The organism is Streptosporangium sp. H16 (assembly GCF_051918855.1).
Lineage (GTDB): Bacteria > Actinomycetota > Actinomycetes > Streptosporangiales > Streptosporangiaceae > Streptosporangium.
In genome coordinates this window covers 207,158-228,620 of sequence record NZ_JBPXMD010000006.1, presented here as the reverse complement: position 1 = coordinate 228,620, position 21,463 = coordinate 207,158, and the positions used below count along the sequence as shown (strand labels likewise).

The following is a 21,463-nucleotide window of genomic DNA, read 5'->3' as shown; positions in this document are numbered from 1 at the left end:
TGCCACATTCTTGCAACTACAAGCCGATGGCCTAAAGTTAGGGGCAAATCCGCACCTCGGAGGCTTGTTGTGCACGTACCCGATGGCTTTTTCAACGCCGCCGTCTCGGTGTCGGCGGGAGTGGTCGCCGCCGCCGGCGTGGCCGTATGCCTACGTGGCGCCCGCCGTGAGCTCGACGACCGCACCGCTCCGATGGCCGGGCTGGTCGCCGCCTTCGTCTTCGCGGTCCAGATGCTCAACTTCCCGGTCGCCGCGGGCACCAGTGGTCACCTTCTCGGCGGCGCGCTCGCCGCGATACTCGTCGGCCCGTACACGGCTGTGTTGTGTGTGGCCGTGGTCCTCCTGGTGCAGGCGTTCTTCTTCGCCGACGGCGGGCTGACCGCGCTGGGTGTCAACATCACGCTGATGGGCCTCGTCGCCGTGCTGGTCGGGTGGGGCGTCTTCCGCCTGATCACCCGGAGCGTGCGGAACAGGGGCGCCGTGGTGGCGGCCGCTTTCATCGCGGCGCTGCTCTCGGTGCCGGCCTCGGCGCTGGCGTTCACCCTGCTGTTCTGGGCCGGCGGCGCCGCGCCCATCGAGATCGGCACGGTCGCCGCCGCCATGGGCGGCGTGCACCTGCTCATCGGCGTGGGAGAGGGCCTGATCACCGCGGTCACCGTCAGTACCGTGCTGGCGATCCGGCCCGACCTGGTGTACGGCGCCCGCGAGCTCGTCGCGCCGCTGGTCCTGCGCGGTGCGGACGGCGACGTGACCGTCACCCCCGGGAACCCCGCCACCTCGGGGTCCTCCGCGCCTTCGGCGCCGCCCGCCGCTCGCCGTCCCGGCTGGTTCCTGCCCGCCGGAGTCGCGGTGGCGGCCCTGCTGGCGGGCGTCGTCAGCTTCTACGCCTCCTCCTCGCCCGACGGCCTGGAGCGGGTCGCCGAGGACAAGGGCTTCATCGGCCAGGCGGACGACCACGCGCTGGGCGAGCAGCCGCTCGCCGACTACGGCGACGTGGGCGGCATCCCGGTGGGCGTGGCCGGGCTGATCGGCGTCGGGGTGACCCTGGCCGTCGGCGGCGGGGTGTTCTACGCCGTGCGCCGCCGCGAGGAGGGCGGCACCGGCAGGGACGACAGGGACGAGAAGGTCTCCGTCTGATGGGAGCGGGGCACCATCACCAACTGCACCGGCCGGGCGACACGCTCGTGCACCGGTTGCCGCCCCAGTGCAAGCTGGTGGCGGTGGCCGGGTTCGCCCTGGTGGTGGTCGCCACCCCGCGCGAGTGGTTCTGGGCCTTCGGGCTGTACGCCGTGCTTCTGGCCGCCGTGGCGGCCCTCGCGCGCGTCCCGGCGGGGTTCGTGCTGCGGCGGATGGTGGTCGAGATCCCGTTCGTGGTGTTCGCGCTGGCCATCCCGTTCATCGGGTTCGGCGAGAGGGTGACCTTCCTGGGCCTCTCGCTCAGCGTGGCGGGCCTGTGGGCCGCCTGGAACATCCTGGCCAAGGCGACCTTGGGCGTGGTCGCGAGCGTGCTGCTCGCGGCCACCACCGAGCCGCGGCTGATCCTGCTGGGCGCCCAGCGCCTGAGGTTGCCGCCGCTGCTGGTGCAGATCGCCATGTTCATGCTCCGCTACATGGACGTGATCCTGGACGAGATGCGCCGGATGCGGGTGGCGAGGGAGTCGCGCGGGTTCGCGGCCAGGGACGTGCGGCACATCCCGGTGATCGCCAGATCGGCGGGGGCGCTGTTCATCCGCTCGTACGAGCGGGGCGAGCGGGTGCACCTGGCGATGCTCAGCCGGGGCTACACCGGATCGATGCCGGTCATCCAGGATCTCTCCGCCGTTTCGCGGCAGTGGCTCGTCGCGGGTATGTTGCCGGGTGCGGCACTCGCCGTGCTACTCGGGAGCTGGGGGTTCGCGTGACCGTGCCGTCCTCGCCGCCTGTGCCGTCCTCGACCGCGTCCCCGCCCCCGCCGCCCTCGCTCGAGGTGAGCCGCCTGGCGTACGCGTACCCCGACGGCACGCAGGCGCTGTTCGGCGTGGACCTCCGGGTGGAGCGGGGCGAGCGGGTCGCGCTGCTCGGGCCGAACGGCGCGGGCAAGACCACGCTGGTGATGCACCTCAACGGCATCCTGACCGCCGGGCACGGCACGGTGGCCGTGGCGGGGCTGCCGGTCGGCAAGGGGTCGCTCATGGAGATCCGCAGACGGGTCGGGCTCGTCTTCCAGGACCCCGACGACCAGCTCTTCATGCCGACCGTCCGCGAGGACGTGGCCTTCGGCCCGGCCAACATGGGGGTCGCGGGCGAGGAGCTGGAGCGGCGGGTCAAGAACGCGCTGGAGCGCGTGGGCATGCTGGAGACGATCGACCGGCCGCCGCACCACCTGTCCTTCGGCCAGCGCCGCCGGGTCGCGGTGGCGACCGTGCTGGCCATGGAGCCGGAGATCCTGGTCCTCGACGAGCCGTCGTCCAACCTGGATCCGGCCTCCCGGCGCGAGCTCGCCGAGATCCTGCGGGGGCTCGACGTGACCGTCCTGATGGTCACCCACGACCTGCCGTACGCGCTGGAGCTGTGCGAACGCTCGCTCATCCTCTCCGGAGGCGTCATCGCCGCCGACGGGCCGACCCGCGAGATCCTCGCCGACGCCGGCCTCCTCGCCGCGCACCGGCTCGAACTGCCGTACGGTTTCGCCGCCCCCTGACTCCGGGGTCTCCGGCCCCGATCCCGATCCGGGCGCCGGGTGCGAGATCCCGGACACCAGAGCGAGGTCGGCGTGAACTTGCTGTGAACAATCGCGCATGACCTCGCGCGGAGTGACGGCAAAGTAAAGTAGGTCTGCCCTTCGGGCGCGAGGAGGACTGATGAAGCTACGGCTGGCTCGCCGCGCCGTCGGGGACGCCGTGGTGGTGGCTGTCGAGGGTGAGCTCGACCTGTTCACCGCTCCCTTCCTGCGAGACGAGGTCCGCGACGCGATCAAGCTGGACGGCGCGCGGCTGGTCCTCGACCTCACCGCCCTGTCCTTCATGGACTCCAGCGGCCTCTCCGTGCTGATCGAGGCGTGGCGGCTGGCCACGAGCGAGGGCGGCGGAGTCTCGCTGGCGGCCCCCCAGGCGCCGGTGGCCCGAATCCTTCGCACGACGGGGCTCGACCGGCGGATCAAGGTCTATCCCGATGTGAGCAGCGCCGTCGGGGAGATCTAGCCGTACCGGTCATGGACATCGGTGGCGGAGAGTTTTAGCCACCCCCAGTAGAACTTCATTCGGTAGGCGCGTTAAAGTCCGCTCATGGACCTGAACGGAGCAGCAGCAATCATCTCGGGCGGTGCCAGCGGCCTCGGCGAGGCCACGGCCCGCGACCTCGCCGCGCACGGCGCCACCGTCGTCGTCGCCGACCTCAACGAGGAGCGCGGCAAGTCACTCGCCGACGAGCTCGGCGGCGTCTTCGTCAAGGCCGACGTGTCGGACGAGGAGCAGGTGCAGGCGGCCGTGGACGCGGCCGTGGCGACCGGCAGGCCGCTGCGCGTCGTGGTGAACAGCGCGGGCATCGGCTGGGCCAGCCGGACCGTCGGCCGTGACGGCTCGCCCCACGATCTGGCCTCGTACCGCAAGGTCATCGAGGTCAACCTGATCGGCACCTTCAACCTCATGCGCATCGGCGCCGCCGCGATCGCGAAGACGGAGCCGGTCGACGAGGACGGCCAGCGCGGCGTGGTGATCAACACCGCCTCGGTGGCGGCGCTGGAGGGGCAGACCGGTCAGGTCGCCTACTCGGCCTCCAAGGGCGGCATCGTCGGCATGACCGTCCCGGCCGCGCGCGACCTCGCCGCCATCGGCGTGCGCGTCAACACCATCTGCCCCGGCATCATCGACACCCCGATCTACGGTTTCTCGGCCAACGCCGAGGAGTTCAAGGCCAAGCTCGTGGCCCCGGTGGTCTTCCCCAAGCGCATGGGACGGGCCGCCGAGTTCGCGCACCTGGTCCGCTCGCTGATCGAGAACGACTACATGAACGCCGAGACGGTCCGTTTCGACGGCGGCATCCGCTTCCAGCCCAAGTAGGAGTCACCCGGTGTCTGACGAGGTTCTGGTCGAAGTCGACGGCGGCGTGGCCGTCATCACGATCAACCGCCCCAAGGCCAGGAACGCCGTCAACGGCGCGGTGGCCCGGGGCGTCGCCGGTGCGCTGGACGAGCTGGAGGAGCGCAAGGACGTGGCGGCCTACGTCCTCACCGGCGCCGGCGGCACGTTCTGCTCGGGCATGGACCTGAAGGGGTTCCTGACCGGGGACTTCCCGGTCGTGGAGGGGAAGGGGTTCGGCGGCGTCGCCGAGGCACCGCCGAAGAAGCCGCTCATCGCCGCCGTCGAGGGCTACGCCCTGGCCGGAGGCTGCGAGCTGGCGCTGGCCTGCGACATCATCATCGCCTCCGAGGACGCCAAGTTCGGGCTTCCCGAGCCCAAGCGGGGGCTGGTCGCGGGGGCGGGCGGCGTGATGCGGCTGCCGCGGCGCATCCCGTACCACATCGCGATGGAGATCGCCCTGACCGGCGACCACTTCCCCGCCTCCCGGCTGTACGAGCTCGGCCTGGTCAACCACGTCACGCCCGCGGGCGAGGCGCTGGCCACGGCCGTCGAGCTCGCGAAGCGGATCGCCGCCAACGCCCCGCTGGCGCTCGCCGCGACCAAGCGCGTGATCGTCGAGTCGGCGGACTGGAGCCGCGAGGAGATGTTCACGAAACAAGGGGAGATCATCAGCCCGGTGTTCGGTTCCAAGGACGCCATGGAGGGGGCGGCGGCCTTCGCCGAGAAGCGCGCTCCCCGGTGGAAGGGCGAGTAACCCCTACGGGGGCGGAGAGAATTCAGCGGGCCGGGCGCGATCCACGGGGTCGCGCCCGGCGCGTTCACGGCCAGGAGTGCGTACGGTAAAGGTGTGGACGGGTGCGGCGGGGGCACTTGACATCCACGCCACCGCTCCAAGGCCAGGAGAGTGCATGAACGACCACCCGACCGGGATGTCCCCCACCGGCCGATCCTCCGGCGATCTTCTGAAGCGCAGGGCGGGAAATCTGGCCGCGGGCGCGCTGGGCGCCGCGATCATCAATGTGCTCATGGTCGGTGCCATGTGGGTGATCGAGGTCGCCGACTACGTCCTGCCGGGGGAGTTCGACGTCTACGGCATCCGGGCCTGGGACCCCGAGGGCCTGGGCGGCATCTTCCTCGCCCCCTTCCTGCACGCCGGATTCGGCCACCTGATGGCCAACTCGCTGCCCCTGCTCATCCTCGGCTTCCTCGCCGCGCTGCGCGGGATCGGCCGGTTCCTGGCCGCCAGCCTGATCATCGTCCTGGTCAGCGGCCTGGGCGTCTGGTTCACCAGCTCGCCGTTGGCCATCACGGTCGGTGCCAGCGGTCTGGTCTTCGGTTACTTCGGATTCGTCGTCGCCCGTGGCCTGTTCGACCGTCGCGCCCTCGACATCGTGATCGGTGTCGGCGTGGCGATCGCCTACTACTCGATCATCTGGGGCGTGCTTCCCGGCGAGTCGGGCATCTCCTGGCAGGGTCACCTGTTCGGGCTGGTCGGTGGCGTCATCGCGGCCTGGGTGGTACGCCGCAGGCGCCGGGCCGTCGCCCCCGCCTACTGAGGCGCCCGACCACCGGCAGCCTTCCCGGCGTGAGCCTTTCCCCCTCCGCGAGTTCCGGGCGGGAGCATTTCCGCACCCGTGCGCCCGTTGCCATCAGAAATCGGGGGCTTCGTCCGTGGAAGGGCTCTGTGCGGGGCTGTAGGCGCTATGTGGCGCTTCGTGGCGCCGCTGGAATCCCGGGAGTCAGAGTCGGCCGGATGCGGTCTCCACGGGCGAATGAGGTCGCTCCGGAGTGCCGTCCGCCGGCGGGACCGGTGCGGTGCGGGCGAAGGCCCGGCGTCCCGGTGGCCGAACCCGGCGTCGGCGTGTTTCGGCCGGACGCCTTTTTCCGGATGGTTTCTTTCATGACCACCGGGTGGTTTCTTCCATGACCGAGCGACAAAAAATACTGCTGGAATTCATCAGCTATGGCCGCATCGGTTGATTTAAGTGACAATGTGACAAAATTTCATGTGTGAACCTGCCTGGCCGCGTGCCCGTACATGTTCCAGGGCCATCACAGCCGGGCGCGACCCTCGAAAGGTGGCCGCGGGTGAACCTGGGATCCCTGGAACGCGCGATCATGGACGTGCTGTGGGGCTGTAAGCAGCCACTGCTGGTTCGCCAGGTACAGGACATGCTGAATCAGGACGCCGAACGGAGCCTGGCCTACACCACGGTGCAGACCGTCGCCGAGCGCCTCGTCAGGAAGGGCCTGCTGGAGCGGGCACCCGTGCGCAACGCCTTCCGCTACACCGCCAGCCGCTCCCGGGACGAACACGTGGCCGGGCTGATGCTCGCGGCCCTGGCCGGGAGTCCCGACCGGGCTCCGGTGCTCTCGCGGTTCGCGGAGGGGGTGGATCCGGACGACGCCCTGCGCCTGCTGCACGAGCTGGCGCGGCGCGCGGGGGAGCAGGCGAACGCCCCGGGGCCGGCCGGGACCCCGAGCACGCTGCCCTAGCCGTACCGGCCACGGAGGCCGGGCACACCTGGCCTCCCGCCCGGGGAGCCGGAAGTCCGGCTTCCGGGACGGGGGCGGAGAGCGTGGCCGTCACCGCCGTCACCGCCGTCACCGCCGGCCCGGGCGGGAACGGATTCCGGCTCCCGGGCGGGAGCCGGGGGGACTACAGGCGCTCGACGACGTAGTCGACGCAGGTGGTCAGGGCCTCGACGTCGTCGGGGTCGATCGAGGGGAACATCGCGACGCGCAGCTGGTTGCGGCCGAGCTTGCGGTAGGGCTCGGTGTCGACGATGCCGTTGGCCCGCAGGACCTTGGCGATCGCGGAGGCGTCGACGCCGTCGGAGAAGTCGATCGTGCCGACCACGTTGGAGCGGAACTCCGGACCCGCGAACGGGGTGGTGTAGGAGGTCTTCTCCGCCCAGGTGTAGAGGCGCTGGGCCGAGTCGGCCGTGCGGGCGGTCGTCCAGGCCAGGCCGCCGTTGCCGTTCATCCACTCGATCTGCTCGGCGAGCAGGAAGAGCGTGGCGACCGCCGGGGTGTTGTACGTCTGGTCCTTGGAGGAGTTGTCGATCGCCACCGGGAGGCTGAAGAACTCGGGGACGTAGCGGCCGCTGGAAGCGATCTCGTCGACCCTGGCCAGCGCGGCCGGGGACATCAGGGCGATCCAGAGGCCGCCGTCGGAGGCGAAGCTCTTCTGCGGCGCGAAGTAGTAGACGTCGAACTCGCTCGCCTCGACGGGCAGGCCGCCCGCCCCCGAGGTGGCGTCGACCAGCACGAGCGAGCCCTCCTCGCCCACGCGCCTGATCGGCATCGCGACGCCGGTCGAGGTCTCGTTGTGGGTGAGCGCGTAGACGTCGACGCCCTCCTCCAGCCGGGCCTCGGGGTGGCTGCCGACCTCCGACTTGATCACGGTCGGGTCGCCCAGCCACGGGGCCTTGGCCGCCACGGAGGCGAACTTGGAGGAGAACTCGCCGAAGTGCAGGTGCTGGGACCGCTCGCGGATCAGCCCGAAGGCGGCGATGTCCCAGAACGCGGTGGTGCCGCCGTTGCCCAGGACGACCTCGTACCCCTCCGGGAGGGAGAACAGCTCGGAGAGCCCCGTGCGAACGCGCCCGACCAGCGACTTGACCGGCTTCTGGCGGTGAGAGGTGCCCAGGACACTGGATCCGGAGGCCGCGAGAGCCGACAGCTGCTCGGGGCGCACCTTCGAGGGCCCGCAGCCGAAACGGCCGTCGGCGGGCTTGATGTCAGAGGGAATCACGATGTCAGCCACCTGACCAGCCTACTGAGCCCGAGGATCGGACCAGGACGGGGTCCGGATTCTGAGACGAGCCGTGGCGGGTTTTTGGGCAGGGCTGGGTGATCGCGGGGCCGGGCGGGGCGGTCCGGGGGTGTGGAGGGCCGGAACCGGCGACGGCTGCCGCGCGAGACGCCGCGCGACAGCCGTACAGGAGGGGGAATCAGAAGGGGTGGACGACCTCGCTGCCTCCGGGGACGTCCTGGACCGAGCGCTGGGACGGACCCACGTAGTTGGCGCTGGGGCGGACAAGCCTGCCCGTGCGCTTCTGCTCCAGGATGTGGGCGGCCCAGCCCGCGGTGCGGGCGCAGGTGAACATGGAGGTGAACATGGACGAGGGAACCTTGGCGAAGTCCAGGATGACCGCGGCCCAGTACTCGACGTTGGTGGCGAGCACCCGGTCGGGCTTGCGGGCGTGCAGCTCCTCCAGCGCGGCCTTCTCCAGCGCCGCGGCGACCTCGTAACGCGGCGCGTCGAGCTCCTTGGCGGTGCGGCGGAGCACGCGTGCCCGGGGGTCCTCGGCACGGTAGACGCGGTGGCCGAAGCCCATCAGGCGCTGGCCCTTGTCGAGCTCCGACTGGACGTACTTCTTGGCGTCGCCGACCTGCTCGACGCCCTCGATCATGTGCAGCACGCGCGCGGGCGCACCGCCGTGGAGCGGCCCGGACATGGCGCCGACCGCACCGCTCAGCGCCGCGGCGACGTCGGCTCCGGTGGAGGCGATGACCCTGGCGGTGAAGGTGGAGGCGTTCATGCCGTGCTCGGCGGCGGACGTCCAGTAGGCGTCGATGGCCTTGACGTGCTTGGGGTCGGGATCGCCCTGCCAGCGGATCATGAACCGCTCGACGATGCTCTCACCCTTGTCGACCTCGCTCTGGGGGACCATCGGCTTCCCCAAGCCACGCGAGGACTGCGCGACGAAACTCAGTGCGTTCACACTGGCCTGGGCCAGGTCGGCGCGGGCCTGCTCGTCGTCGATGTCGAGCAGCGGCCTGAAACCGTACGCGGGGGCCAGCATGGCCAGCGCGCTCTGCACGTCGACGCGGATGTCACCGGAATGGACGGGGACGGGGAAGGGCTCGGCCGGGGACAGACCCGGCTGGAACTCGTTGTCGACAAGCAGGCCCCACACGTGTCCGAAAGAGACGCGGCCGACCAGCTCTTCAATGTCGACGCCCCGGTAACGAAGGGCGCCCCCTTCTTTGTCCGGTTCCGCGATCTCCGTCTCGAAAGCTACAACGCCTTCGAGCCCGGGTTTGAAGTCGGACATTCTCGGCTGCCTCCCTTTCTTGAAGTCAAAGCCTTGATGTCGAGATACCGGCGGGTCATATTCAACCCCCTGGGCCGAGGCGGTGTGCCGCCGGACCCGCCGGAACGCGATCGCCCCAGGTGGGGGGCGCCGCGCGGGCTTCCTGCTCGGCACGGGAGAATACCTTCCCGTGGATGCCACATCGCGACCGCCTTCGATGGCGGGCCTTCGACGCACGTACCAGGGGTTGCCCCTGATCGAGGCAGACCTCGCCCCCGACCCCTTCTCGCAGTTCGCCCTCTGGTTCGGCGAGGCCGTGGACGCCGGGCTTCCCGAGCCGAACGCGACCGTGCTGGCGACCGCCTCGGCGGGTGGACGGCCGACGGCCAGGACCGTGCTGCTCAAGGGCTACGACGAGAACGGGTTCGTCTTCTACACCAACTACGAGTCGCGCAAGGGCCGGGACCTGGCGGAGAACCCGCGGGCCGCCCTGCTGTTCCCCTGGCACTCCATCCGCCGCCAGGTGCGGGTGGAGGGCGCGGTGGTGCGGCTGCCGCGCGAGGAGTCGGCCGCCTACTTCAGGTCCCGGCCCTACGGGTCGCGGATCGGCGCGTGGGCGTCGCGGCAGTCGGCGGTCGTGCACTCCAGGGACGAGCTGGACGCCCGCTACGAGGAGCTGGCGGAGCGCTGGCCCGAGGATCCGCCGATCCCCGATTTCTGGGGCGGGCTGCGCGTGGTGCCGTCCGAGGTGGAGTTCTGGCAGGGCCGCACCGACCGCATGCATGACCGCCTCCGTTACCGGCGCTCCGGCGCCACCTGGATCGTCGAACGCCTGGCCCCTTGAGACTCTGCCCGCTCTTTACTGATATATCCATGTATGTCAGGTAGAGAGGTAACGGGGTGGGTTTCGGGGACTTCGTCCGCAGGCACGCGGCTGATACGCGCCCGCTCGCCATACCCGCCTACCGGCGGCTCTGGGCAGGTCAGGGCGTGTCGTTCATCGGATTCCAGCTCACCTCGGTGGCCGTCAGCGCCCAGATCTACGACATCACGAAGTCGTCCTTCTGGGTCGGCATGCTCGGCCCCGCCAACCTGATCCCCCTGGTCGTCTTCGGGCTGTGGGGAGGCGCGATCGCCGACGCGGTCGACCGGCGCAGGCTCCTCATGATCGGCGCGCTGATCGCCTGGTCGGGGACGCTCGCGCTCCTGGTCCAGGCCGCCCTGGGCTCGACCGGCGTCGGCCTGCTGCTGGCCACCGTGGCCGTACACGCCACCGGGTTCGCCATCACCGGGCCGACCAGGGGCGCGATCATCCCCAGGCTGGTCCCCGCCGACCTGATCCCCGCGGCCAACACCCTCAACTTCCTGGTGGGCGGCCTCGGCACCGTCATCGGGCCCCTGGTCGGCGGGGTCGTGCTCGCCCAGAGCGGCTTCACCACCGCCTACCTGATCGACGCGCTGCTGTTCGGCGCCGGTTTCTACGCCGCGGTGCGGCTGCCGAGGCTCGAACCGGCCGGCGAGGTGACCCGCCCGGGACTGCGGTCGGTGGTGGACGGCCTGCGCTACGTCTCCGGGCACCCGGTCGTGCTGATGTCGTTCGTCGTCGACCTGATCGCCATGGCGTTCGCGCTGCCCAGGGCGCTGTTCCCGGAGATCGTGGACGAGCGGTTCGGCGGCTCTCTGGTCGCGTTCGGCTGGCTCTCGGCCAGCATCGCCATCGGCTCGGTGCTCGGCGGCCTGCTGTCGGGCTGGGTGGGCCGGGTCCGGCGCCAGGGACTGGCGCTCACGTACGTGATCGCCGCGTGGGGGCTCACCGTCGCCGCGGCCGGGCTCGCCGAGCAGCTGTGGCTGATGGTCGCGCTGCTGGCGTTCGGCGGGGCCGCCGACCTGGTCTCCGCGGTGTGGCGGCAGACGATCCTGCAGACCCACGCGCCCGACGACATGCGCGGGAGGATGCAGGGGGTCTTCATGGTGGTCGTCGCGGGAGGCCCCAGGCTGGGGGACCTGCGGGCCGGGGGCACCGCCTCGTGGTTCGGCGTCACGTGGGCCTGGGTGGGTGGCGGGATCGCCTGCGCGGTGGCCGTGGTCGCGGTGGGACTGGCCGTTCCGGCCTTCAGAAAATATCGCCCGATCACGCGTAGCGTTTGAGCAGCTAGGGAAGGATTTGGCGCCCTCCGGCGTTGCCGTCCTTTGTCATCGTGGGCTGTTCTCCCAATAGGGTCGTCTTCTCAAACTTCCGAGGTCCCGCGCCGCCCTCCCGGGAACACCGCGCGATGGACGTAGCATCGAGAGAGGACGGGAGGAACCTTGACCGCACACGGCCTGATCGACACAACGGAGATGTACCTTCGTACGATCTTCGAGCTGGAGGAGGAGGGCATCGTCCCCCTGCGCGCGCGCATCGCCGAGCGCCTCCAGCAGAGCGGACCCACCGTCAGCCAGACGGTCGCCCGGATGGAGCGTGACGGCCTGGTCCGCGTCGAGGGCGACCGCCACCTGACCATGACCGACCTGGGGCGCACGCTCGCGACCCGCGTCATGCGCAAGCACCGCCTCGCCGAGTGCCTTCTCACCCAGGTCATCGGTCTGCCCTGGGAAGAGGTGCACATCGAGGCGTGCCGCTGGGAGCACGTCATGTCCGAATCCGTGGAGGCCAGGCTCGTCAGCCTGCTCAACAATCCCACCGAGGATCCGCACGGCAATCCGATACCCGGACTCGAGGAACTCGGCGTTACCGGGGTTCCCGGCGGGAGGCCGGAGTCGCTGCCGTCGATGTCGGCGATGGCCGGACCCAGAGATATACCCGTTGTCGTGCGGCGAATTAGCGAACAAGTGCAAAGCGATCCGGCTGTGATGCTTAAACTCAAGCAAGTTGGGATACAACCCGGACGCGAGGTGACGCTCGCGGCGAGCGACGACGGTGTGCGGGTGACAGGTGACGACGAGGCGGACAATTTTCTTGCGGATCTCCCGCGAGAGATTGCCGCGCACGTTTTCGTCTCCACACGCTGACCGAGGCCCCTTAGCTCGGTTGGATCCCGTTCGGGAGTCCCTCCGCTCCCAGGCCGAGACTGCAGGAGCAACCGTGGTTCGCTTTGCACACACCCGCCCACGACGGGCGGTCACCGGATGAAGCGGTGGGGGGATGTTTCCCAGGACGCCGCTGATCACCTTACGGCCGGCTCCGTCCTGGATCACGCTGAGATGGCGGTGGTCGTCACCGACAGGTTCAGCAACCTTCTCTACTGGAACCCGTTCGCGGAAAGGCTGTTCGGGCGCCCCGGCACATCAGGGCCCCGTGACCAGTCCCTCTCCCTGGGCATCATGGAGAAGGATCACCCGCTCGCCGTCGAGCTCTCCAAGCACGTCCTCAAGGGCGGCGTCTGGGAGGGCACGTTCGACGTCAGGCGCGGGGATGGCACGATCATCTACGTACGGGCACAGGCCGTGCCGCTGCGGCACCCCTCGGGAGCGGTGACGGGCATCGTCATCACCGCCCGCGAGGCGATGCGCAGCAACGAGCGGGAGAAGGACCGCTTCGGCCTGCTGGAGCGGATCGGCGAGCGCCTCGCCGGATCGCTCTACGTCGAGGAGACGCTCAAGCGCGTCGCCGAGATGCTCGTCCCGCAGTTCGCCGACCACTGCTTCATCGAGCTGATGGAGGAGGGGCGGCTGACCCGCAGGGTCTCCACCCACGTCCAGGGCTGGAGCCCGCCGCCCAACACCTGGGCGCCGCTCGGGGCGGAGATCCGCTACCCGGTGGGGCACTACGCCGAGATCGCGCTGCGCCGCCAGGAGACGATCCTCGTCGAGGACTTCTCCCAGACCAACTACCCCAGCCCGGGTGAGGCCAACACCCGCCTGGCCGCCGAGATCGGCATGACCTCGGCCATCGTGGCGCCGCTGTGCGTGCGCGGCGAGACCCTCGGGCTGATGTACCTGGGGCTGTCCAACCTGACCGACCGGCGCAGCCCGCACTACGACGCCTTCGACCGCGACTTCGTGGGGGCCATCGCCACCCGGGTCGCGCTCGCCGTCGACAACGCCCTGCTGTTCGAGGAGGAGCGGCACACCGCGGAGTCCTTCCAGAAGCACCTGCTGCCCCGCGCGCTGCCGCAGCTCGACGGGCTGGACATCGCGGTCCGCTACTACCCGGCCGCACCCCTGGCCAGCCACGGACAGGGCATCCAGACCCAGGTCGGCGGTGACTGGTACGACGTCATCCCGCTGTCGGCGGGCCGGGTCGGCATCGTCATCGGCGACGTCGAGGGCAGGGGAGCCAAGGCCGCGGCGGTCATGGGGCAGCTGCGGGCGGCCCTGCGGGCCTTCGCCCAGGACGACAAGCCGCCCGCGGAGATCCTCGCCAGGCTCGACGAGTGGACACGCATCATCGCCACCCCCGAGCAGGACGAGAGCGGCACCGACATCAGCGTCCCGCCCATCGTCACCTGCCAGTACCTGGTGTACGACGCCTGGTCGCGGCAGCTGTCGTTCGCCAACGCCGGTCACGCGCCTCCGCTGCTGCTCATCGGCGACACCTGTACCGAGCTCGACATCCACGAGGTCGGCCAGCCGCTGGGGGTGCGGGCCAAGGGCATGCACGCCGACCTGGTCTACAAGGAGGAGACGCGGACGCTGCCCCCCGGGGCCGCGTTGCTCCTCTACACCGACGGGCTCGTCGACCGTCGCCCCATCCGCGACGCCGACGGCAGGCCGCCCAACGTCGAGGAGACGCTGGCGCAGCTCTGCGGCAAGCTCATCGAGATCAGTGACGCCTCCGTCGAGCGCCTCGCCGACGCCGCCACCGTCGCGGTGCCCGGCGAGATCGACGACGACATGGCCATCCTCGTGCTCAGGTCCGCCTCCGAGGACCTCGCGGTCGAGGAGCGCACCTTCCCCGCCCAGCCGATCATGGTCGGGGAGGCGCGCCGGATGGCATCGGAGGCGTTCATCGGCTGGAACGTCCCCGAGGAGCGCGCCGAGCTCGCCTGCCTGCTGGTCTCCGAGGTCGTCACCAACGTCGTGCTGCACGCCGCCACCGCCAGCATCCCGCGCAGGGAGCTGACGATGGACGGCCCTCCGCTGCCGTTCGACGAGTCCTGGGACGTCCCCGGCTTCGAAGACGAGATCGTCAACGAGAAGGAGTTCACGCTCAGGCTCCGCCGGGGCAGGGAGTCCGTCTGGGTCGAGGTCTTCGACCAGGATCTCCGGCTGCCGCGCATCCGCAGCGCGGGGGAGAACGACGAGGGCGGACGGGGTCTCTACCTCGTCGACCAGCTCGCCAAGCGCTGGGGTTCCCGCCCCACCAAGGAGGGCAAGGCAGTCTGGTTCGAGATCCCCACCAGGTCACGCTGAGCCGGACGCGGCAGAGCTGGAACACCTCCCCGATCGGTGGTTGACTCGGGGGTATGGAGCTGGCGTTCGAACGGCGCGGGACGGGTTCCCCGCTGGTCCTGCTGCACGGGATCGGGCATCACTGGCAGGCATGGCTGCCAGTGCTCGACAGGCTCGCCGCCGAGCGGGACGTGATCGCCGTCGACTTCCCGGGGTTCGGCGTCTCGCCGCCGCTGCCGCCCGGCACGCCGTACACGGCGGAAAGCCTGGCCGACGCGATCGAGTCCTTCTTCGCGGTGCTCGGCCTGCGCGACCCTCACGTGGCGGGCAGCTCCCTGGGCGGTTACGTCGCCCTCGAACTGGCCTCGCGCGGGGTGGTCCGCTCGGCCACCGCGCTCTCTCCCGCCGGATTCTGGAACCGCAGCGAGCTCGCTTACACGCGAGCCGTCCTCCGCGCCATCAGGGTCTCCGCTCGCCGTCTTCCCCCCGGGCGGGCCGCCGCCCTCGCGGAAGATCCGCTGGGCCGCATCCTCTGCGCCGGTGTCCTGGTCGCCCATCCGGTGAGGCTCACGCCCGAGGCGCTGCTCGCCGCCCTCCAGTCGCTCGGGGACTCCTCCGGTTTCGACGAGACCCTCGCCTCGTTCGCGGGGCTGATGCCTCCCGCGCCGCCGAAGGCGCCGGTCACGATCGCCTGGGGCGAGCACGACCGGCTGCTCCCGCGCCGGCAGGCCGTCCGGGCGGCCAGGTGGTCGGGGCAGCGGGTGAAGCTGCTCAAGGGCTGCGGGCATCTGCCGATGACCGACGACCCGGAGCTGGTCACGAGCGTGCTGCTGGAGGGATCCCGGTAGGGGCGTCGTACGGTCCCGGGGGCGGGCGTCCGGGGGTGGCCGGCTCGGAGGTGCTTCGTCCTCAGGACGTCCGGGCCCGGCGGAAGAAGTCAGCGGATGGTCTGTCCCCAGATGGCGAGCATCGCGATGACGAACACGATCATGACGCCGAGGTAGGCGACCGGGCCGAACCGGAGGGCGCGGCGCACCCGGTTCAGGCCCCAGGCGAACAGGAACGCCAGGAAGATCAGCAGAATCAGCCCGCTGTCCATCGTCACCACCTCGGGGGAGTCTCCGCTGACCAGTATGCGTCGGCGGGACCGCCTGTGCGGCCGGTAACCGCAATCCCCAACCCATGGGATCGTTACCTTTCGTGAACAGAACATCGAAGGTAACGCGTGCCCTGCTGGTGGCAGTTCTGGGCGCAGGCCTCTCCGCATGTTCGGGCGGGAGTGCCGCGCCCGGAGCGTCCGGCGCGTCGGCGACCGCCACGGCCACCGTTACCGTGACCGCCTCCCCGTCCCCCGTGGCCTCCGCCACTCCCTCTCCGTCCTCTACGCCCTCTCCGTCCACTTCCGCGTCGGCGGACGACGACGCCCTCGTCACGGCGTCACCATCGGTGAGTTTTTCCGGGAGCCGGGACGTCGACGCCACGATAAGGGGGCAGATCGCCCAGCGCGGGGTGGACGGGATCACGGTGACCTCCGAGAGCGACCGGGAGGTGAGAGCCCTCCTGCTGCCGTACACGGTCGTGCGCGACGCGCGGGGGCTGGTCTGCGAGGAGGGGGAGGCCCCGTACAGCTGCTCGGTGGAGCAGTTGCAGAAGGCGATCGAGAAGGGCGGCGCCCTTTTCGCCAAGGTGACGATCAAGGACGGGGTGGCCGTGCAGATCGAGGACATCACCGAGGAGTGAGGATCCGGCTGATCGCGGGGAACCGCCGTCTCGGTAGTGCGCGGACGGCGGTGTCTCGCGGGGCTGTCTCTCGTCCCTTGTCCTCTGCTGCCTGGGCGGCGCCTCGTGGAGGACGGCCCAGAAGCCGGACTGGAAGGCCGGTCGAGAGGCCGATCTCGGAAGACGGTCTCGAAAAGCCGTGTCGGAGGCCGGTCTCAGAAACCGAAGGAGCGGCCGATGATCTCCTTCATGATCTCGGTGGTGCCGCCGTAGATGGTCTGGACGCGGCTGTCGACCCAGGCCTTGGCCACGGGGTACTCCATCATGTAGCCGTAGCCGCCGTGCAGCTGGAGACAGCGGTCGATGACCTTGGTCTGCAGCTCCGTGGTCCACCACTTCGCCTTGGCGGCGTCCACGGCGGTGAGCTCCCCGGCGTTGAGGGCCAGGATGCACTTGTCCACGTAGAGGCGGGCGATGTCCACCTCGGTGTCCAGCTCGGCCAGCACGAACCGGGTGTTCTGGAAGCTGCCGATGTTCCGGCCGAAGGCGGTGCGGCTCTTGCAGTACTCGATGGTCGTCCGCAGGACCGTCTCCGCCGCCGCCACGGCCATCACCGCGATCGACAGGCGCTCCTGCGGCAGGTTGGCCATGAGCTGGAAGAAGCCCTGCCCCTCCTCGGGGCCCAACAGGTTGGCCGCGGGGACCCTGACGTTGTCGAAGAACAGCTCCGCCGTGTCCTGGGCGTGCATGCCGATCTTCTCCAGGTTGCGACCCCGGGTGAAGCCCTCCATGCCCCGCTCGACGACGAGCAGCGAGATCCCCCTGGCGCCCGCCGCCGGGTCGGTCTTCGCGACCGTGACGACCAGGTCGGAGTTGATGCCGTTGGTGATGAAGGTCTTCTGGCCGTTGACCACGTAGTGGTCGCCGTCGCGCACGGCGGTCGTCCTGATGCCCTGCAAGTCGCTGCCCGCGCCGGGCTCGCTCATCGCGACGGCCGTGATCAGCTCGCCGGAGGTGAACCCGGGCAGCCAGCGGGCCTTCTGCTCGTCGTTGGTGAGGTCCACGAAGTACGGCGCCATCACGTCGTTGTGCAGCGAGTAGCCCAGGCCGGACGCGCCGATCGCGATGACCTCCTCGACGATCACCGCGTTGTAGCGGAAGTCCGTGATTCCGGCTCCGCCGAACTCCTCGGGCACCCCGAAGCCGAACATCCCGATCTCTCCGGCCTTCTTCCACACCTCGCGGGGGACGATGCCGTCCTTCTCCCACTGGTCGTGGTGGGGCGCCACCTCGCGGGCCAGGAACTCGCGCACGGTCTCCCGGAAGAGCTGGTGCTCCTCCTCGAAGAGGTCTCGCTGCATGGTGTGCCTCCTAGGACTCGCGACGGCTCATGACGACTCGTGACACAGAATACGATTCTGTTACCAGCAGGTACACCCGGACCCGGCGCATTCGTGCGATGTGTAGAGGTATGGAGAGGTACATCCAGATCACAAGTGCGCCACGGTCTTCGGATCCACCCGCGATCTCGCTGCGGCGAAGATGGTAGAAACCGTACGATCTACCCTCGGTGTGCTATGGGTATGCCTGTTGACGGCAGCCTTCGTGATCGGAGTGTGTGGTGGTTCGGTGGCGATCTGGGCTCCGTAGGTCTCTCGCGGTTTCGGCCCTGTGCCTTGTCGGCGGCGCGCTGGTCGCGCTGCCCACCGGTGCGTCCGGTGCCAGCAATGCCGAACTCGTGGTCGACTACAGCTGTACGGGCGGGATCGCCCTGGGAGGCAGCGTGGTGAACCTCCGGACCAAGGTGTCGATTCCCACCACGCTCACGGTCGGGGAGCCGCTCAACATCGGCTGGGCCCTCAACTACAAGAACGGCACCCCGGCCCGGTTCGGCTCCCCGGGCTACTTCGGCCCGGGGGGTAAGGTTTTCGTCACCGGGAACGTGCAGCTCTCCGGGAGCTGGGTCGGTGAGCTGCAGCCCAAGGGCTTCGTCGAACAGCCGGGCAAGCTGCAGCCGGGAAAGATCCTGAAGCTCCCCGAGGGGATCTCCGACTCCGCCCACCTCGCCCAGGCGGGCACGGTCAATGTCAGCCCCCGGAAGCTGTTTGTGGACTTCATGCCTCCGGCCGGTGAGGTCATGGTCAACAACGACGACCCCCAGGTGAGCTACCACGGGGCGGGCGACTGGTACGAGCTGGACGACGAGCCGCTGAGCATCGGCGACTACGGCCGCGACCTGCACCGTACGGACAAGGTCAACTCCTTCGCCACCTTCACGTTCACCGGCACCGGGATCGAGTACATCGCCCGGCGCAGCACGGAGGCGGGGCAGGTCGGGTTCAAAATCGACAACCAGGACGCCACGCCGTCATCCATCGACGCATCGAAGAACCCCGACGGCACGCCGACGAACGCCGCGCACCAGGGCGGGCTCACGCTGTGGAGGTTCAACGGCCTCAAGTACGGCGAGCACACCATCAAGGTCACGAACCTGGAGGCCGGCAAGTTCGCGCAGGTCGACGCCTTCCGGGTGATCACGAAGGAGCTGGCGAACCCGCCGGCCGATTACCGGGCCACCTGCACGCTCGTCAGCGCGCCGGTCTCGGTGAACGTCACCATCTCCGAGCCGGGCGGATCCTCTTCGCCCAGCCCGTCGATCTCCGAGACCCCGGACCCTTCCTTCACCCCCACGATCACCCCCACCGTCACTCCCACGGTCACCCCCACCGCCACGCCCACGCCCACCCCGAGCTCGAACGGCAACCAGAACGGCAACCAGGACGGCGGGACGAACAGCACCACCAGGAGCACGACCACCTCGACGCCCAAGCCGACCCTGACCGTGACCGCCACCGTCACCCCCACCAGGCCCACCCCCACCGCGCCGCAGGTGATCATCACCCCCAGCGGCGGGGCGCAGACCGGTGAGGCTCCTCAGGGAGGCTCCGGGCTGGGGCTTCTCGGCGCGGGCACGGCGATGGTGACGGGAAGCGCACTGGGCGGTGTGGTCTTGATGAGGCGGCGGGCGGCACACGCGCGCGGCCAGAGGGACAGCTGAAGGAGGCGCCGGATGTATCAAGGACCCGTGCAGGGCGGTCCCGACCCCTATCAGGGCCGGGGCCCGGCTCCCAAGCCCAAGGGGAGCATGCTGATGGCCGGGCTCCTCGTGGCCGGGTCGCTCGGCGGGGTGGCCGCGATCATGGCGGGTCTGCTCGCGTACCTGACTCCGGCGCTGGAGGAGGAGCCGTACGGCCCGCCCGTGCCACAGGCGGCGGACAGCAACATCCAGATCCAGGAGGTCCCGGCCGCCGGCCAGCAGCCGGCGGGAGTGACGCCTTCCTCCGTGGGGCCGGGCGGGCTCGACGCCCCTCTGACGGCCGCCGCGCCCACGGCGGCGCCGCCGCTGCCGGTGGTCATGCCTCCGGAGCCGTTGAAGAGCGACGGCGTGAAGCCCCGGCGGCTGGCCATCCCGAAGATCGGCGTGCTGGCCCCGCTGATGGCGCTCGGCGTCGACTCCAAGCGGGAGATCCAGACGCCTCCGCTGAGCAGGCCCAACCAGGCGGGCTGGTACAAGCACGGCCCGATTCCCGGGCAGCAGGGGCCCTCGGTGGTGCTCGGGCATGTGAACACCAAGAAAGGCGCCGCCGTCTTCAGCCGGCTGAAGGAGGTCAAGCGCGGGGACAAGATCAAGGTCTCCCGGTCCGACGGAAGTCTCGCGGAGTTCACGGTCGACGGGGTGGAACAGGTCAGCAAGGCGGCCTTCCCGTCGAAGCGGGTCTACGGCAACACCGGTGAGGCGACCCTGCGGCTGATCACCTGCGGTGGTGTCTACAACAGCAGGACCGGTCACTACACCGACAACATCATCGTCTACGCGACCCTGTCGAAGACCCGTCGCGCCTGACCGCACCGCCTGACCTCGCCGTACCGTCTGGCCCGCGAGCCGGGCGCGGTGCTCCCCGAATCGAGCGCGGTGCTCGCCGGACCGGCAGGTCACGGCCCCTTCGTCGCCCGTCGCTGATCGTTAGCCTCCCCGGCGATCCGGGTAGGGAGTTGTACAACAGGAGACAACCCCCCGAATGATCAGAAGGCGGGGGTGTGCCCAGGTGAGCATCGTGCGGGCCGGGGTCGTGGCCGTACTCATAGGGGTCGCCGCTCTCGGCGCGGTCCAGCACCCGAAGTCGGGAAACGAGCGATCCTCGGGCTGGGGTGCCAAGCGTCCCGCGCACTCGACGCCGAAGCATGCCGGGGGCTGGACGACCAAGAACTGGGGCAACGGGGGACGGACGGCCGAGCGCTCGAGGACGAGCATCGAGCGCAAGGGGAACTGGGGCTTCGGGCGGCCGAGAAATTCGGACGGCGGGCGGCACCGGGCCAGGGCGGCCGGGCGATGGGACCCGGGGCGGGAACGCCACGGCGACCTCGGGTTCGGGCGGCGCGGTCCGGGCGGCGAGCGCGACGAGGGGCCGAGATCCGGGCGCGACAGAGATCGGGAGTTCGGGCGTGACGGAGACCAGGGGTTCTGGCGCGACAGAGATCGGGAGTTCGGGCGTGACGGAGACCAGGGGTTCTGGCGCGACAGGGACCGGGAGTTCGGGCGCGACAGGGACCAGGGGTTCTGGCGGAGAGGTCCGGAGGCCGGATGGCGCGGGGGCGACGGGCTCGGGCGGCACGGGTCCGACGCCCGGCGCCATCGGGATCGGGAGTTCGCGCGGCCGGCGTGGGCCGGGCAAGGCGAGCGGCGCCATCGTCACAGGTACGGATACCGGCGGGGACACCGGCACGGAAACGGCTGGTCGGGTGAGGGACGGAGCGGGCGCGGGCGATGATGCGAGGACACCCGCCCGTCGCCGGGAGCCGGTACGGTGCCCGTTCGGCGGCCGGGACGGGTGGAGGGCCGGTTCGCCGTCCGAGTTCGGGGCCGGTGAGCCACCGGTTCGCCGTCCGAGGTCCGTATGGTGCCGGGATCGCCGCCTGAGGCGGATGCGGGGATGTGAGGCCGAGACCAGGCCCGGGAACAGGGACGCGTAGCCGCCTGTTGACCCGGGTTTCCCCTTCCCGCCCCGAGGAGTGAGTGATTGATCGCTCACTCTTTTTTTGTGGCCGACAATACCGGGACACATCCGGGGAAATGCCTCAGGAGATGGTCATGTGCTCTTATCTCAGTCAGAATCGCTTCTGATCGTTAATCGTATGTCCGGTCCGGGTATAGCCGTTTATGCGAATGTGTCTCCCCCGCTGAAGCAGAGCGAGGGGTGTACACAGGTGAGCAAGGCGCGGGCCGGTGTGCTGGCCGTACTCATAGGGGTC

Annotated in this window: 21 protein-coding genes; 17 read left to right on the top strand and 4 right to left on the bottom strand. The window is 69.9% G+C overall.

Annotated features, from left to right (window positions below; translation table 11 throughout):
* Positions 1 to 69 precede the first annotated feature (69 nt).
* The 8 genes from ACTOQ2_RS12835 (at position 70) to ACTOQ2_RS12800 (ending at position 6,554) form a co-directional block, all read left to right on the top strand.
* Positions 70 to 1,137 (top strand): energy-coupling factor ABC transporter permease, encoded by a 1,068-nt coding sequence (locus tag ACTOQ2_RS12835; protein ID WP_440099803.1) that lies wholly within the window; start codon positions 70 to 72, stop codon positions 1,135 to 1,137.
* Complete coding sequence (cbiQ, locus tag ACTOQ2_RS12830; RefSeq protein ID WP_440099802.1) at positions 1,137 to 1,901, top strand: cobalt ECF transporter T component CbiQ; 765 nt, start codon at positions 1,137 to 1,139, stop codon at positions 1,899 to 1,901. The genes ACTOQ2_RS12835 and cbiQ overlap by 1 nt, the downstream gene beginning before the upstream one ends.
* Positions 1,898 to 2,680, top strand: a complete 783-nt coding sequence (locus ACTOQ2_RS12825) for an energy-coupling factor ABC transporter ATP-binding protein (protein ID WP_440099801.1) — start codon at positions 1,898 to 1,900, stop codon at positions 2,678 to 2,680. Before cbiQ ends, ACTOQ2_RS12825 begins: the two co-directional genes overlap by 4 nt.
* 160 nt (positions 2,681 to 2,840) lie before the next feature.
* Complete coding sequence (locus tag ACTOQ2_RS12820) at positions 2,841 to 3,179, top strand: STAS domain-containing protein (protein ID WP_344750334.1); 339 nt, start codon at positions 2,841 to 2,843, stop codon at positions 3,177 to 3,179.
* 84 nt (positions 3,180 to 3,263) lie between these two features.
* A complete protein-coding gene (locus ACTOQ2_RS12815) occupies positions 3,264 to 4,037 on the top strand; it encodes an SDR family NAD(P)-dependent oxidoreductase (RefSeq protein WP_440070903.1) in 774 nt (257 codons plus the stop codon).
* A 10-nt stretch (positions 4,038 to 4,047) separates the two neighbouring features.
* Complete coding sequence (locus ACTOQ2_RS12810) at positions 4,048 to 4,812, top strand: crotonase/enoyl-CoA hydratase family protein (RefSeq protein ID WP_440099800.1); 765 nt, start codon at positions 4,048 to 4,050, stop codon at positions 4,810 to 4,812.
* A gap of 154 nt (positions 4,813 to 4,966) precedes the next feature.
* Positions 4,967 to 5,614 (top strand): rhomboid family intramembrane serine protease, encoded by a 648-nt coding sequence (locus tag ACTOQ2_RS12805; RefSeq protein WP_440070905.1) that lies wholly within the window; start codon positions 4,967 to 4,969, stop codon positions 5,612 to 5,614.
* Between the two features lie 532 nt (positions 5,615 to 6,146).
* Positions 6,147 to 6,554, top strand: a complete 408-nt coding sequence (locus ACTOQ2_RS12800) for a BlaI/MecI/CopY family transcriptional regulator (protein ID WP_440099799.1) — start codon at positions 6,147 to 6,149, stop codon at positions 6,552 to 6,554.
* A gap of 163 nt (positions 6,555 to 6,717) precedes the next feature.
* On the opposite strand, the gene serC is transcribed toward ACTOQ2_RS12800, so the two are convergent.
* Positions 6,718 to 7,827, bottom strand: coding sequence for a phosphoserine transaminase (gene serC / locus ACTOQ2_RS12795; RefSeq protein WP_440099798.1), 1,110 nt, complete (start codon positions 7,825 to 7,827; stop codon positions 6,718 to 6,720).
* 187 nt (positions 7,828 to 8,014) lie between these two features.
* Positions 8,015 to 9,121 carry a citrate synthase 2 gene (locus ACTOQ2_RS12790; protein WP_440070909.1) on the bottom strand — a complete coding sequence of 369 codons (1,107 nt, stop codon included), beginning with the start codon at positions 9,119 to 9,121 and terminating at the stop codon, positions 8,015 to 8,017.
* Between the two features lie 196 nt (positions 9,122 to 9,317).
* Between ACTOQ2_RS12790 and pdxH the strand changes: the two genes are divergently transcribed.
* The 5 genes from pdxH to ACTOQ2_RS12765 all read left to right on the top strand — a co-directional run bounded on the left by pdxH (position 9,318) and on the right by ACTOQ2_RS12765 (position 15,282).
* The gene (pdxH, locus tag ACTOQ2_RS12785) at positions 9,318 to 9,944 is read left to right on the top strand and encodes a pyridoxamine 5'-phosphate oxidase (RefSeq protein ID WP_440070910.1); all 627 of its coding nucleotides are present in this window, start codon (positions 9,318 to 9,320) and stop codon (positions 9,942 to 9,944) included.
* Positions 9,945 to 10,000: 56 nt separating this feature from the next.
* Complete coding sequence (locus ACTOQ2_RS12780; RefSeq protein ID WP_440099797.1) at positions 10,001 to 11,248, top strand: MFS transporter; 1,248 nt, start codon at positions 10,001 to 10,003, stop codon at positions 11,246 to 11,248.
* Between the two features lie 159 nt (positions 11,249 to 11,407).
* On the top strand, positions 11,408 to 12,112 hold the full coding sequence (locus ACTOQ2_RS12775) for a metal-dependent transcriptional regulator (RefSeq protein WP_440070912.1): 705 nt from the start codon (positions 11,408 to 11,410) through the stop codon (positions 12,110 to 12,112).
* A gap of 117 nt (positions 12,113 to 12,229) precedes the next feature.
* Positions 12,230 to 14,455: a SpoIIE family protein phosphatase gene (locus ACTOQ2_RS12770; protein WP_440070913.1), complete on the top strand. Its 2,226-nt coding sequence runs from the start codon at positions 12,230 to 12,232 to the stop codon at positions 14,453 to 14,455.
* 53 nt (positions 14,456 to 14,508) lie between these two features.
* Positions 14,509 to 15,282, top strand: a complete 774-nt coding sequence (locus ACTOQ2_RS12765) for an alpha/beta fold hydrolase (RefSeq protein WP_440099796.1) — start codon at positions 14,509 to 14,511, stop codon at positions 15,280 to 15,282.
* An 89-nt stretch (positions 15,283 to 15,371) separates the two neighbouring features.
* On the opposite strand, the gene ACTOQ2_RS12760 is transcribed toward ACTOQ2_RS12765, so the two are convergent.
* Entirely contained in the window at positions 15,372 to 15,533 is a 162-nt protein-coding gene (locus ACTOQ2_RS12760) for a hypothetical protein (protein ID WP_440099795.1), read from the bottom strand.
* A 347-nt stretch (positions 15,534 to 15,880) separates the two neighbouring features.
* Between ACTOQ2_RS12760 and ACTOQ2_RS12755 the strand changes: the two genes are divergently transcribed.
* Positions 15,881 to 16,174 carry a hypothetical protein gene (locus ACTOQ2_RS12755; protein WP_440099794.1) on the top strand — a complete coding sequence of 98 codons (294 nt, stop codon included), beginning with the start codon at positions 15,881 to 15,883 and terminating at the stop codon, positions 16,172 to 16,174.
* A 194-nt stretch (positions 16,175 to 16,368) separates the two neighbouring features.
* On the opposite strand, the gene ACTOQ2_RS12750 is transcribed toward ACTOQ2_RS12755, so the two are convergent.
* Positions 16,369 to 17,514: an acyl-CoA dehydrogenase family protein gene (locus tag ACTOQ2_RS12750; protein WP_440070917.1), complete on the bottom strand. Its 1,146-nt coding sequence runs from the start codon at positions 17,512 to 17,514 to the stop codon at positions 16,369 to 16,371.
* Positions 17,515 to 17,774: 260 nt separating this feature from the next.
* Between ACTOQ2_RS12750 and ACTOQ2_RS12745 the strand changes: the two genes are divergently transcribed.
* The 3 genes from ACTOQ2_RS12745 to ACTOQ2_RS12735 all read left to right on the top strand — a co-directional run bounded on the left by ACTOQ2_RS12745 (position 17,775) and on the right by ACTOQ2_RS12735 (position 20,982).
* Positions 17,775 to 19,211 (top strand): hypothetical protein, encoded by a 1,437-nt coding sequence (locus ACTOQ2_RS12745; protein ID WP_440099793.1) that lies wholly within the window; start codon positions 17,775 to 17,777, stop codon positions 19,209 to 19,211.
* Between the two features lie 12 nt (positions 19,212 to 19,223).
* Positions 19,224 to 20,057 (top strand): class F sortase, encoded by an 834-nt coding sequence (locus ACTOQ2_RS12740; RefSeq protein ID WP_440070919.1) that lies wholly within the window; start codon positions 19,224 to 19,226, stop codon positions 20,055 to 20,057.
* 202 nt (positions 20,058 to 20,259) lie between these two features.
* Positions 20,260 to 20,982 carry a hypothetical protein gene (locus tag ACTOQ2_RS12735; protein WP_440099792.1) on the top strand — a complete coding sequence of 241 codons (723 nt, stop codon included), beginning with the start codon at positions 20,260 to 20,262 and terminating at the stop codon, positions 20,980 to 20,982.
* Positions 20,983 to 21,463 lie beyond the last annotated feature (481 nt).